10 protein-coding genes are annotated in these 14,034 nt (G+C 43.5%); 8 read left to right on the top strand and 2 right to left on the bottom strand.

Features of this window, described 5'->3' with window-relative positions:
- Positions 1-62: 62 nt before the first annotated feature.
- The 7 genes from MKX35_RS00305 (at position 63) to MKX35_RS00275 (ending at position 10,149) form a co-directional block, all read left to right on the top strand.
- Positions 63-1,475 carry a polysaccharide deacetylase gene (locus MKX35_RS00305; RefSeq protein WP_076301087.1) on the top strand — a complete coding sequence of 471 codons (1,413 nt, stop codon included), beginning with the start codon at positions 63-65 and terminating at the stop codon, positions 1,473-1,475.
- Positions 1,476-1,533: 58 nt separating this feature from the next.
- Positions 1,534-2,949 carry a DUF58 domain-containing protein gene (locus tag MKX35_RS00300; protein ID WP_081383094.1) on the top strand — a complete coding sequence of 472 codons (1,416 nt, stop codon included), beginning with the start codon at positions 1,534-1,536 and terminating at the stop codon, positions 2,947-2,949.
- The gene (locus MKX35_RS00295) at positions 2,918-5,314 is read left to right on the top strand and encodes a DUF4129 domain-containing transglutaminase family protein (RefSeq protein ID WP_076301088.1); all 2,397 of its coding nucleotides are present in this window, start codon (positions 2,918-2,920) and stop codon (positions 5,312-5,314) included. The genes MKX35_RS00300 and MKX35_RS00295 overlap by 32 nt, the downstream gene beginning before the upstream one ends.
- Positions 5,315-5,474: 160 nt before the next feature.
- Positions 5,475-7,013: a glutamine-hydrolyzing GMP synthase gene (gene guaA / locus MKX35_RS00290; RefSeq protein WP_076285860.1), complete on the top strand. Its 1,539-nt coding sequence runs from the start codon at positions 5,475-5,477 to the stop codon at positions 7,011-7,013.
- 239 nt (positions 7,014-7,252) lie between these two features.
- Entirely contained in the window at positions 7,253-7,969 is a 717-nt protein-coding gene (gene deoD / locus MKX35_RS00285) for a purine-nucleoside phosphorylase (RefSeq protein WP_076285859.1), read from the top strand.
- Between the two features lie 129 nt (positions 7,970-8,098).
- The gene (gene deoB, locus MKX35_RS00280) at positions 8,099-9,277 is read left to right on the top strand and encodes a phosphopentomutase (RefSeq protein ID WP_076285858.1); all 1,179 of its coding nucleotides are present in this window, start codon (positions 8,099-8,101) and stop codon (positions 9,275-9,277) included.
- Positions 9,278-9,405: 128 nt separating this feature from the next.
- Complete coding sequence (locus MKX35_RS00275) at positions 9,406-10,149, top strand: GntR family transcriptional regulator (protein WP_076285857.1); 744 nt, start codon at positions 9,406-9,408, stop codon at positions 10,147-10,149.
- A gap of 102 nt (positions 10,150-10,251) precedes the next feature.
- On the opposite strand, the gene MKX35_RS00270 is transcribed toward MKX35_RS00275, so the two are convergent.
- Positions 10,252-11,829, bottom strand: a complete 1,578-nt coding sequence (locus MKX35_RS00270; RefSeq protein ID WP_218641876.1) for a carboxylesterase/lipase family protein — start codon at positions 11,827-11,829, stop codon at positions 10,252-10,254.
- Between the two features lie 199 nt (positions 11,830-12,028).
- Complete coding sequence (locus MKX35_RS00265; protein ID WP_341043672.1) at positions 12,029-12,913, bottom strand: helix-turn-helix domain-containing protein; 885 nt, start codon at positions 12,911-12,913, stop codon at positions 12,029-12,031.
- Positions 12,914-13,185: 272 nt separating this feature from the next.
- Here MKX35_RS00265 and MKX35_RS00260 point away from each other — a divergent pair, with 272 nt between their 5' ends.
- Positions 13,186-13,920: a CPBP family intramembrane glutamic endopeptidase gene (locus MKX35_RS00260; protein WP_042184712.1), complete on the top strand. Its 735-nt coding sequence runs from the start codon at positions 13,186-13,188 to the stop codon at positions 13,918-13,920.
- The last annotated feature ends 114 nt before the right edge of the window (positions 13,921-14,034 follow it).

Raw genomic sequence — 14,034 nt, 5'->3', positions numbered from 1 at the left:
GCTTGTCTTCATACAATCTACCAAATGGCTTTTAAGCCAATAGAATGCTGGAGGTAGAGAAGATGAAGGGTAATAAAAGCGCACACAGCCGCCGAAAGTTGATAAGCGGATTGCTCGTTATGGTTGTAATATTCATCGTAATGCTCGGATGGAGTATAGGGAAAAACTTGAATTCATGGGAGCTCCGATCCTTGCAGCCCGCTAGCGCCGAGTCTGTATCTGTTAAGAATAAGCTTACCGCAGCGACGATGCAAGATTTGCCATCTGCAGTAGAACCACTCGCTTCTGCATCTCCGGAAGTTCACTCCTCTTTAAGTGCGGCCCTTACTGTGACTCAACTCCCTCAAGCTAATGGGGTAGAGAAAATATCCAAGGTTTCGACAACGAGTTCTGCAATCACAGCAGCCAAAATATCTAAAAAAACAGTCTATATTACATTTGACGACGGACCTAGCGATAACACCTTCAATGTACTTGAAATTTTACATCAGGAAGGTGTGAAGGCAACCTTTTTTGTTCTTGGTAATCAAGCGAAAAGCCATCCTGAGCTCATCGACTCCATATGGGAACAGGGCCATGCGATTGGCAATCATACCTATAATCATAATTACCATGATTTATATAGTGGATTCACGGAATTTTGGAATCAAATTAAACAGACTGAAGAGATTGTTCAGGGGATTACAGGGGTTCGGCCACAGCTTATCCGCGCCCCAGGTGGAACCTATGATCATTTTGATAATACCTATTTCAATTTATTGAAGCAAGCAGGTTATAAGGTGATGGATTGGACGGTGGATAGCGGCGATTCTAAACGGAAAGGCGTGCCAGCCTCAGAAATTTTGAAGGAATCCACAATGGATATGAAGTCTTCCCAGGTTATTTTGCTGCTACATGATGGTGGCGGTCATCAAGAGAGCGTCAAAGCGCTGCCGGACATTATTGCACGCTATAAGGCGGCTGGATATGACTTTGGCCTATTGGATGAAACGGTAGAACCTGTACAATTTAGAGTCTCTTCAAAAGCCACTAATTTGGGACGGGAAAAGCCTTCAGAAGCTTGGGTCGCCTCAAATATCACACCGAATGCGGAGCTCTTTGCGCCTGGAAAGCCATTGATTCTGGAGGTCGGAAAGCTGGAGACGAAGCTGAATCCCGGGGAATATTCCGTGCGAAATGGACAGTATATGGTTCCGCTTCGTGCTGTAATTGAACGGCTTGGAGGGCGAGTTAGCTGGGATGTGAATAGCCGAAGTGGAGAAATAGATTGGAACGGGAAAGCGGTCATTGCCGATGTAATGAACAAACAATTGATTCTAAACCATCCTGATAAGGGTCAAAAGACAATCGATGCGAGGGTAGAAATGATTGGTGGATCGATCTGGGTATCGCTACGAGAACTGCTGGAGACAACAGGTCATCCTCCGCTTAATATAAGCGTTAATGAAGTAGAACGCCGGGTAAAAACATTCTGAAAGAAGAGCTGAGGCTGTCTAGTAAAAAGAAAAAACAAATGTCTGGGCACCCTTTTTCATGGGAAGAATAGATAGTAATAAGTTCCTGAGCTGGGAACAAGTCTATGACCAAAGGATGGGTGTACCATTGTCCTCTTCATCACTAATTGATCAATTGAAGAAAGATGCCGGAAGTGTCAAAAGCTTCTCTTATCCGCGTAGCCGAAGTGCTCTGATGGAATGGTTAAGGATGCTAACTGTGGCTGGAATTATAGGTGCTTTATATGTTTGGCGAGGAGGTCCGTCTTTGCTGTTTCTCCTGATCGTTGTTGGAGTTATTATGCTCGGTGGACTTATGCTTCAGCTCTCTGGTCCACGGACGATTAAGCTAGTTCGTACAATTACTCCTGCGAGACCGATGGCTGGAAATACACTTCATGTGAAGGTACAGCTGAGCTTCTCTTCTCGGTTGCCTCTCCCTTGGATGACCATTGCCGATTATTGGGGTGATAGCCATCATCAGAAGCTGCTATTTCCTGGATTCAAACGTTCTTTTTCATACACATACACGATTGAAAATTTATCTCGCGGCAATCATCATCTGCTTGGCTGTAGAGTAACTTGGGGAGATTTCCCGGGTTGGTTCACGGGAAGATCTGAACCGGATGGAGGACAGAGTTTTAAGGTGCTGCCAGCGCCTTTATACTTTGGTGGAACTGTACCAGATAGCGGATTTATGACGGGTGACACCTTGTATTCTAGAAGGGGAAGAAGCATCAGCGATGAGGCTTTGGAATCCAGGGATTATGAGCCAGGAGATCCACTTAGCCGAATTCATTGGAAGAATAGTGCAAGAACGGGAGCACTGCAGAGCAAAGTTCCAGAACGGGAAAAGGCAAGAATGACCTGTATCGTATTGGCTAATGACCCGTTCAGCTACGAGGTTCCTACAGATGCGCTTAAACCTCGTGGGAGCCGAGACGATTCGCCTCCAGCATTTGAGAAAGCGGTGTCGACAGCGATGGGGCTGATGCTCTCCGCTGAGCGTTCAGGTGCTTATGTTCAGTTGTTTAGCGGCGGTTGGCCAGAAGGTATGGCTAGACATGAAGGTCTGGGTAAAATCCCAGGGAGAGTGCTGGATATTCTGACTGAAATTTCTCTGGATGGCACTAGAAACCTGTCGCTGCTGCTTGATGATGCCTCCCGAGGCTGGATTCCGGGGATGACAGTAGCCATTATCACGGGACGACTAGAAGAGGAATCTGCCAAGGTGATTGCCAAGTTCTTGATGCAAGGTGTGAAGGTGGAGCTTTATTATGCTTGGGACCAATCAGCACCGAAGCCAGGGGAGGCTCGCCAGCCTGGAAGGGGAACTGTCGGAGATAGTTTGGCTCGTCTTGGAGCACGAATGTTTTGTCTGGATGATGCATTGCCAGCATTCAGATTCAGGGAGGTAGAGTTCCATGAATCATCCGGAAAACCAACACTACGGTAAGGGAAAATCGGGTGATACAGAACTGGCTATGAATGGCTTTCAGTTCAATTTGGGGCAAATAGAGAACAGACATGCCGGTAAGCAGAGAAAAGTGCCTCTGTACTATCGTTTGCTGTTCTCTTTGGCCATTATGGGGCTATTTATTGAATGGTTACTCCCTTTATATAGGTCTGCTTTATTAGAAGATACCTCCAAGATGCTACAAGTTCTAATGGTATTGGCGGCAGTGTTGCTGTTATGGGGGATATTTCAGATTCCGGGGTGGCTACTGCTAAGTATTCAATTTCTTATTACTGTTTCAGCATGGCTTTACTTATGCAGTGGGGGCGAAGGCATAGGGTGGTTAGGGATTTATGCGGACGAAATTCCGAATGATCTCATTCTGCTTCTTTCTGGACATGTTTCTCAGTTAAGCGAGATCAGCAGGCTTTTGATATTGATTGTAGGTTGGGGGCTATTGGTATCCTCAGTACAGCAGCTTGCACTCTTCCGAGGGAGTACAGTGCTATTCACAGCAGTTACAATCATTTACTTGCTGATCTTGGATATGGGCTTTGACGTCAATACCACAATGGATATTGTGATATCAATGGGTCTTATTTTTTGGATGCACGCGATGAGTGGTCTCCTGCGTCTTCAAGAACGTGAGGGAGTTACTACACTGCCTTATGCGCGTTGGGGAGGGTTGACTTTGGCGACAGCCATTGTCGTGATGGCAACAGCATGGTTCGGTGGGCAGCTGCTCGGGGCAAGACCAACCAGCGAGCTTACGTTGCAATCGACATTTCAGAAGCTGCAGACTTGGGCTTCAGGCCATTTACCAGAAGATAAGGCGTCTAATGCTTCAGGAACAACAGGGTATAGTTCGAATGACGGTGAACTCGGTGCCCCGTTATCCCGCAATACTGAACCAGTCTTTACAGCTATAACTAGCGAGCGTACTTACTGGCGAGGTGAGAGCATTGCTTACTATGATGGTCGCCGATGGATCAGGGGAGGCGAAGAGTTTATGCCGCTTAATCTGTCTGGTATTCCAAAGAATCCTTCATTGATGCTAAGCGGTGAAACTAGGAAACGAACACTTCAACAGCGGATACAATTTGCCACCCCTTCTTCTGGGGGAATTCCTTTATTCAATGCGGGAATAATAACTGATGTTGAGTCGGTTGAACTCTTGGGCGGAAGTAAACTGGGATATGTGCTGTCTAACATAGACAGAGAGAGTTTTCGTCTGCCTGATTCAATAGGCTCTGCACGGATCACAGAATATTCAGTGGAGTCCTTACTTCCTGAGAGCGATCCACTACTGCTTCGTGGTTTAAGCAGTAGCGATCCTCAGGACATTATGGGCAAGTATTTGCAATTGCCAGATTTGTTACCCGTACGAGTGAGAGATCTGGCGGAGATGCTTACAGCTTCTTCAGGTAACCGCTATGACTCTGTAACTGCCATTAAGGATTACTTACAACATGGATATTCCTATACGTTGAACACAACGGTTCCACCATCCGGATCTGATTTTGTGGATCACTTTTTATTTGAGACGAAACAAGGCTACTGTGTTCATTTTGCAACAGCTATGACCGTACTGCTGCGCAGTGCAGGAATTCCTGCTCGTTATGTCCAAGGCTTTGGGCCTGGGACCTTGCAGGACGATACTATGCCGGCGAAGTATTTAGTCACCCAGGGCGATGCCCATGCTTGGGTGGAGGTCTATTTCGCCGGCGCCGGTTGGGTCCTATTCGACCCAACGCCTGGCCCCGCCCTTGCCGCCGGCTTCGCCGCACCGGCGCTGCCTGCGGCAGCCTCGCTCGCGCCGCAAGCTGCGCGAAGCGCGGGCTTGCCCGCCCTGCCGCTGGCGGGCGGGACCTCTGCCGCGCCGCTCGCTGCCGCGGCGCTGCTTCCCGCCGCCGCTTGGCGCTGGCGGCGTAGCCTGGCTCTGCTGCTGGCCGCGCGCAGCGCCAGCAGCATGAGCCGCGAGAGGCAGCTGCGCGCTGCCTCTCTAGCTTGGCACGGGCTGGCGGAGCGGTATGGACCGCCGCCGCCCGGTGTCACTGGCAGGGAGTATGTGGACTCCCTGCAGATCTACGATGCCGGACTAAGCGAAGCCGTCCGGCAGTTCGTACGCCAGTGGGAGACCCTGGCGTACGCGCCTTCAGCCATCGTCGCAGCCGATCCCGTGAACGAAATGCCTACAATGTCTGCAACGTCTAGAATGTCAGCAAGGTCGATGATATCTGCAATCCCTGCAATGTCTGCGGCGCCAGCATCACCAGCATCACCTGCAGAGATCAGCGAGCTTACTACTCATAATGCGTCCGCGTTTATACGTGAATGCCTGATCATCACCTTCCGGTTAACTTAATCGGTCAGAACAGCTGATGCTGCTATACAATTCCTTCCATGGAAAGGAATGTTCTTCATGAAGTTTAACTCTCTCCTATTATGAGAAGTGTGTTCTCCTTTCCTTGACGATGAGAATTAACCATGAGTATAATGAATCCAATAATCAAGGGAGGCTCGTAATGAATAAGCCAAATGAAATTATCGTCGTTCTCGATTTTGGGGGACAATACAACCAACTTATCGCGCGCAGAATTCGGGACCTGGGAGTATACAGCGAACTTTTGCCGTACAATACGCCAGTAGACAAGATCAAAGCACTTGCACCTAAAGGGATTGTCTTCTCTGGTGGCCCTAGCAGTGTATATGCTGAAGATGCTCCACATGTAGATCCAGCGATCTATGATTTAGGAGTACCGATCTTCGGTATTTGCTATGGTATGCAGCTAATGGCTCACCAACTTGACGGTAAAGTGGAACGCTCCGCTAAACGTGAATATGGTAAAGCCGATATTGATTTTGAAGATGGTACTGCACTAGTTGCTGGGCTAGAGAGCCGTCAGACGGTATGGATGAGCCATGGTGACCATGTGGTTGAACTTCCAACAGGATTCAAGCTGGATGCAGGAACTGAAAGTGCTCCAATCGCGGCAATGAGCAATGATGAGCGTAAATTGTTCGCGGTTCAATTCCACCCAGAAGTACGTCACTCTGTACATGGTAATGAGATGATCTCGAACTTCTTGTATCAAATTTGCGGTTGCGACGGCAAATGGACGATGGAATCGTTTATTGATGAAGCTATTCAAGATATTCGTAACCAAGTTGGAGACAAAAAAGTACTCTGCGCACTTAGCGGTGGCGTAGATTCTTCCGTAGTTGCAATGCTTATTCACCGTGCAATCGGTGACCAATTAACTTGTATGTTTATTGATCACGGTCTTTTGCGTAAAGGTGAAGCTGAAAGTGTTATGGAGACCTTCGTAGGTAAATTCGATATTCATGTCGTGAAAATCGATGCACGCGAGCGCTTCATGAGCAAGCTTGCAGGTGTTGAAGATCCTGAACAAAAACGTAAAATCATCGGTAACGAGTTTATCTACTGCTTCGACGAAGAGTCGGCTAAGCTCGGAGATTTCGCATTCCTTGCACAAGGTACACTGTATACGGATATCGTTGAGAGCGGAACAGCTACGGCACAAACGATTAAATCTCACCACAATGTGGGCGGTTTGCCGGAAGACATGAAATTCAGCTTGATCGAGCCACTAAATACCTTGTTTAAGGATGAGGTTCGTAAACTGGGTGAAGAGCTGGGAATGCCACGTGCTATCGTTTGGCGTCAACCTTTCCCTGGTCCAGGTCTTGCTATCCGTGTCTTGGGTGAAGTAACAGAGGACAAGCTTACTATCGTTCGCGACTCTGACTACATTCTGCAAGAGGAAATTGCTAAAGCGGGATTAGACCGTGAAATTTGGCAATACTTCACTGCCCTGCCTAACATGAAGAGTGTTGGTGTTATGGGGGATGCTCGTACTTATTCCTACACAGTAGGTGTGCGCGCAGTAACTTCCATCGACGGAATGACGGCTGACTGGGCGCGTATCCCATGGGATATCCTTGAGAAAATCTCCGTACGTATCGTTAACGAAGTTGAGAACGTAAACCGCGTAGTGTATGACATTACTTCGAAACCACCAGCAACAATCGAGTGGGAATAGGATCGGTGCAACTATAGATTTCAAAAAAACTCTCTTTTATTTGCGTTATCCAGCAAATAAAGGGGAGTTTTTTTATTTCTCAAGTAAAGGGTTGTGCTGGAGACGCCGTTTTCACAAATCTTTCATGAACACGTTTTGTTGAAAGGGCTTGCAACCCTCGAAAAGTTATGATAAATTGAACTTGTCTAAAAAATAGACAAGATAAACAAGTACATTTTCTACTAAAGGGGCCAATCAAAATGATGACTATTTCCAAAGAGACACCTCATATTAAACCGAACGGGGTAGAGATCGCTGAATCGATTCTGTTGCCTGGTGATCCTTTAAGAGCTAAGTTCATTGCGGAAACTTTTTTAGAAGATTACCAGTGCTTTAACGAGGTAAGAGGAATGTTAGGATATACCGGTACTTACAAAGGGAAGAAAATCTCTGTTATGGGTACGGGAATGGGTCCAGCGAGCATGGGAATTTATTCTTGGGAATTAATCAATGTATTTGGAGTTAAGAATTTAATCAGAATTGGTACCTGTGGTGCAATGCAAGAAAACATTGAGCTATACGATGTAATTTTTGGTATGGGAGCTGCAACGGATTCCAATTATGGTCATCAATATAATTTACCTGGACAATATCCACTAACGGCTTCTTTTGAGCTTTTGGAGAAAGCTAAGAAAATAGCAGATGATCAAGGACAAAAGGTTCATATTGGTAATATTTTATCCAGTGAAATATTTTATAATGCGGATCAGGCAGCTAATAAAAAGTGGCAGGATGTAGGGATTTTGGGTGTTGAAATGGAATCTGTAGCCCTCTATTGGAACGCTATCCAAGCACGTGTAAAAGCGCTGTGCATTCTAACAGTGAGTGATCATCTTATTACAGGAGCACAGACCACTTCGGAGGAACGCCAAACTGCATTTACTAAAATGATGGAGATCGCATTAGAGTTAGCATAAATGCTTTCCTTCTATGTGAAACTAATGAAAACGATATAAAGTTTATACAGCATGAGATATTGGAAGCCTGTTATGTAAAGTCGTTCCGGTTATATTATTTTTAATTACTAGATAAGGGATGAGAGTAGAATGAAGAAATTTAAACGTGTACATTTGATCGTCATGGATTCAGTAGGCATTGGAGAAGGGAAAGACGCGGATCAATTTAACGATGTTGGCTCCCATACCCTTTTACACATTGCAGAACATATGAATGGATTAAATCTGCCCAACCTGGCCAAATTGGGTCTGTCCAATATTGAAGAAATTTTAGGTGTTCCGAAAGCTGAGAAACCACTTGCTTATTATACTAAATTACAGGAAAAATCAGTCGGGAAAGATACAATGACAGGTCATTGGGAGATCATGGGTTTAAATATTGATCAACCCTTTAATGTGTATCCAAATGGATTCCCCGACGAATTAATTAAACAGATCGAGGACATAACTGGCCGAAAAGTAGTAGCGAATAAGCCTGCAAGTGGAACGGCTATTCTTGATGAATATGGCGAGCATCAAATGAAAACAGGGGATCTGATCGTTTATACCTCTGCTGACCCGGTTCTGCAAATTGCAGCTCATGAAGAAATCATCCCATTAGAAGAGTTATATGATATTTGTGAGAAGGTTCGGGAAATCACCAAAGACCCTGCCTATTTAATTGGTCGTATTATTGCCAGACCTTATGTAGGCCAACCCGGGAAATTTACGAGAACCTCCAATCGTCATGACTATGCCTTAAAACCATTTCATAAAACCGTTATGAATAGCTTGCAAGACGGAGGTTATGATGTCATCGCCATTGGTAAAATCAATGATATTTTCGATGGTGAAGGCGTTACTGAATCCATTCGTACAAAAGACAATATGGATGGCATGGATAAACTGCTTGATGTAATTAAGAAAGATTTCACTGGAATGAGCTTTTTGAATTTAGTTGATTTCGATGCTTTATACGGTCATCGTCGTGATCCGGAAGGCTATGGAAGAGCATTAGAGGAATTTGATAAACGATTAGATGAGGTATTCGATTCCATTCTAGAAGATGATTTGTTAATCATTACGGCTGACCATGGAAATGACCCAACCTTCCCTGGTACAGACCATACTCGTGAGTTTATTCCTGTCCTAGTCTATTCCAAGCAATTAAAGGACAGTGGCGCATTACCTGAGCATGATACCTTTGCTGATATCGGTGCGACTATAGCAGATAACTTTGATGTTGATATGCCAGACAACGGTGAGTCTTTCCTGCCATTTCTTAAATAATTGATATCGCATAAAAACCTCCAAAGTTTCTTTTTGGAGGTTTTTACGTTGCGATTGAAGCAGAGAAGGACATTCCTTGTCGCTTGAAAAATGATGTGTCATAATGGGGAGAAAAGGACATTAGATGAATGAACACGCATAAACTAGATAAATTGAAACGGCCGCTTTATATCAGTGTATATGATGAGCTTCTTCTTCAGATTAACAAAGGAGAATACCTCGTAGGTAGCCAGCTTCCTTCAGAACCGGATTTAGCCAAAAAACTAGGGGTTAGTCGCGCTACTTTAAGGCAAGCTTTAGTTCTTTTGCAAGATGATGGATTAGTAAGAAATGTTCGTGGTAAGGGGAACTTTGTACTTGAATCTTCTTTTAAACAAGAGGATACTCAATTAGAGAAACTGAGCAACCCCATGCATAAATGTCATATAAGCGCATTTGACCAAGTAGATCTACATTATCGGCTGGACCCGCAAACGGAACATACCAAACAAGTATTAAGAAGAGATTCAGCTACAGTTGTAGCTTTGGAACGTTTGTATAGAGCAGGAGGAGAGCTACATGCTTACGCTTTTACTTTTATGTCTATGCAAACAGTAGAGAGGTTATCTTTGGATCTTGATAGTAAAGAGAGAATGCTGGATTTTCTAGAGAATCAGGCTTATGTAGATGCTAACCATGGGAATATTGAAATAAAATATACGCATACCGTTAACTTAGCAGATCGGAAAGATAAATTAATGGGGCAGAACGAGTGCTTTTTACTACTAGAAACCCTTTACGACAAAACAGAGCCAGATTATCCGTTAATGTATACTAAATTTTATATTCCACAGCAGTTCTCAAATTTAAAATTAATTTTGTCTAAAGGCTGACCAATAATAATAGATTAGAAAAACTCCCTTTTATCTGCGATATTTAGCAGACAGAAGGGAGTTTTTTGACCCGAATCAAAGAGTTTTTCGAGGGGGGATTGCTTAATGCAAAATAAATCCTTCTTCTTCGGCTTCATTGCTTGGCAGGAAAGGCAGCTTCGGGTTCGTTTTCAATAAAGTATCCATCAACGCATGATCAAAATTATGCTTTACTACACAGTTGCGGTCAAAAATCATGGTAGCCTCATCTCCCGGTTTACATGCCGGCCACTGGGGAAGGGAAGGGATGTTAGGATTGCCATAGCGTGCAAAGCTTACCCATGCCCCACAGATGCGCTCCTCCATCCGATCGGAAACTCCCGGAATGAGGCACACGGGAACACGTTTCGTATTATGGAATACGAAAGGGATCTCAGCGCAATGCCATGCTATCTTGCCGCCCTCAAAAGGAAATTCATAAGCAAATAAGTAGGAGTAGGTAGGAGCTTCCTCGTGTACGGACTTCTTCTCAATAAAGTCCTTGGTTGGAATACGGAAGAAGGTATCTAAGAATAGCAGGTCGGTCAAGTGTTTATCCGGATACGCTTCCCTAAATTGTGTGACAAGCTTCTCCGTAAGACTGCCATACTTTTGAGACAGCATCTCCATGGTGGCTTCCTCAGTCGCGTCCTGCTTGTTAGGAACACCGGGACCAAAAGCGAACTCACCAAATACGCTACCAATCAATACCGGAATGGTCTTCGCATGCTCGGTAAAGCCCACCTCTCTAGGATCGCCTACATAGAATTCATTAGGCATAGGATTACCGCCAATGTATTCCCCTTGCATTGCGAGTGCTGGTGCAACTTTATTATATGCTGCAGCTAACTGAGGATAAGGAACCGCTTCCAATTTTTCTACTTCTACCTCGCCAAAATTAAGCTCTGTCAACAGTGCCTTTACGATGGCGGTACTATCGGTCTTGCGGGTGTCCAAAAACCCATCAATTAATCCGCTCTGGATAACGCCCTTATGGAACAGGCCGTCTGCTGCTGGAGTATTCATTAGTGTCCATACCTTCATACCGCCACCAGACTGTCCGAAGATGGTCACATTGTCCGGGTCGCCGCCGAAAGCTGTAATGTTTTCCTGAATCCATTTTAAAGCTGCTACCATATCGGCATTTCCGGCATTAGCGGAATTGACGTATTTATCTCCAAAAGCAGACAGGTTCATGTATCCCAGAATATTCAATCGGTGATTTAAGGTTACTACGACCACATCACCGAACTCGCTAAGCTTGTCTCCTTCATAAGCTACCTGTTCAATAGAAGAGCCAGCTGCGAAACCGCCCCCGTGCAGCCATACCATAACAGGTTTTTTGGCCTGCGGTTCAAGGCTCTGAGTCCAGATATTCAGATACTGACAATTCTCATCCATAGGCCAGTAACGGTGAGGAACCAGCACTTCCATTTGGGGCTGATCCTGGGTTAACATGGGAGACACATAACCGTAAGCGAGTGCATCCTTAATTCCCTCCCAAGGCGCTACCTCTGTGGGCATCTGGAAGCGCTTGGCATCTGCGTACTTTATCCCGTGAAAGGTATAAGTGCCGTTGACCTGAAAGCCTCTCATTTTTCCAGCTTTGGTCTGTACAATGGGTTCTGCTGAGGAACATACGAAATTTTTTGCTGTCATCATCGAAATCCTCCTTACCTAAGATAGCCCCATTATAATAAAAGAACGATAGTGAAAAATACAGGAAACTTATCTGCTTTATCCTTATTCTTTGCTTCTTTTCTGGAGGTCAGCAGATCTGGCCTCAGGATAAGAAAATAATCATGATAAAAAAGTCAAGATTCCCTTATGCAACAGAAATCATCACCACCCTCTAGAAACTCTATTGTAAGATCTGTGACAATATAGACTCTAATGTTTTTGCTTGATAGGGCTCGCCAAATTCATATAATACATCGATTGCTGATTGAGCAAGCTTCGTTCCTTCTTCTTTACTGTTTCTTTTAATTTTAATTAGACCGTTATAATACTTATATACAATCTTAAAGAACAGCGTTTGATATTGAGGACTGCTAATATTATTTAAGTTCTCTAGTAAGATCTCTGCATAGCTTATTTGATTGATCATAATTAATTCGTAAATCATATTGGTTAGCATTACACATATGACATCTCGTCCGCGTTCGTGAGCTTCATATTTTTTCATAGACTTAATAAGCGTTTGAAAGAGTATATCTCTTTGATCGTAATCTATGTAATTTAAAGTATTTGTGAACAGCTGCATTTCTTGGAGGGTCCAGGATTGGAGATTGTTGAGATAGTTAGTGATCGTCTCGATATCTTCTGTCAAAATGACATTCTTCTCAAACTGACCCGTCAAGTTAAAGTGCTTCAATAATCTTATACGAGACCTGACTTCTGCCAGATGAATTTTTGAGGTCAGATCCTCTCTCTGATGTAGTTCTTGATAAATCTCAATTAATGCTTCGAGATCGTTATTGTTTCCAGCTTTGGAATATTTGTTGGTAAATGTATCGTGTTTTGATAGTTTATAACCTCTATAAATGTAGAAAAATTCATCAATTCCCATCATAAGTCGATTTAAAATTTGTTCTAACAGTCTTAATGTGATCTCATGGTTTCCTTTTTCAAATTCAATGGCATATGATTTCGAGATAATATCTAAATACACTTCTTTTTGACTTAATCCCTTATTGGTCCGTATATTTCGAATAACCTCACCGTAGGTATTCAATTCGTTCGCCACCCTCTTATTGAAATCGTGAGCTTTTATTATATTTCAGAGAGAATCTAATTTGATTACGAAATTTTGATATTTGAAAGTCTGCTCATTGTGGTTTTTTGAGCTACTTGGAAATATTAGCAAATAAATCGAATCCGTTGGAAATTTCTTCAATTTAAGGTCCTATTTATAAGACCTTTGTCGTAACGGGACATAAAAGCAATTATGATGTAAGTACGTTAGATGGATTAATGGAAGCATAAGTTTTATATTTCCTTGGAAGGATTTGATTTATTATGAATAATAAAAGTGATTTTTTCAGATTTGAGCGTAAAAATGATGATTTCCCGTTCTACAGTGAACTGTCATCGCCTAGTCTAAATTTGAAGAGCAGCCTCATTTTTCTCGTTTCTGTCGCGGTTGGTTTTGCTCTGTTTCTTATTATGTTTGGAGGTCCCAATGTACAGCCCTTTATGAATGTGATTTTTCCTTTAGCAGCAGTAATCTTTGTGGCACGAAGTCAATGGACATCATTATTCAGAAAATTAGTAGCTAAAGATATTCTTTTAATTCTTGGAACTTACGTTGCAAATTTGATTGTGACAGGTATTGTTGGTTTCCTTATTACGAAATTGTTTAGTACGAGCGCTAATCCCGCAACCGATAGTTTCAATGGTAATTTTGCTGATGCAATTCCGTTCTTCTTGAGAACGATCCCGATGCTGTTTGGTGAAGAATTAATCACGATACTTCCATTCTTGGTCGTGCTATCATTTGGAGTTAAGAAACTTAAGATGAGTAGAAAGTCTGCTATAATTTTAGCCTGCATAGTTTCAGCTATTTTATTTGGGGCATACCATTTACCAACGTATAATTGGAATATTGTCCAAGCTATTCTCGGTATTGGTATTGCACGGATCGTTCTGCTATATCCATATCTTAAGACTAAAAATATATGGACATCGTTTATAGTGCACGTGATGAATGACTGGACAATGTTTGCTTTGGCCTTTTGGGCATCCACTCGCTAATTTTTCTCAAAGGATTTTTTGCGATAGAGTCTTTACAAACACCTGCAACTCCTTATTGAACAAGGGGCTGTAGGTTTTTTTGTATTCAAAAAAATGTGATAGACGCTATATAGC

It is taken from the genome of Paenibacillus sp. FSL R5-0923, assembly GCF_038009145.1.
Classification (GTDB): Bacteria; Bacillota; Bacilli; order Paenibacillales; family Paenibacillaceae; genus Paenibacillus_AQ.
Note: the sequence above shows the minus strand (reverse complement) of the source record. Positions and strands in the feature narration are given on the sequence as shown.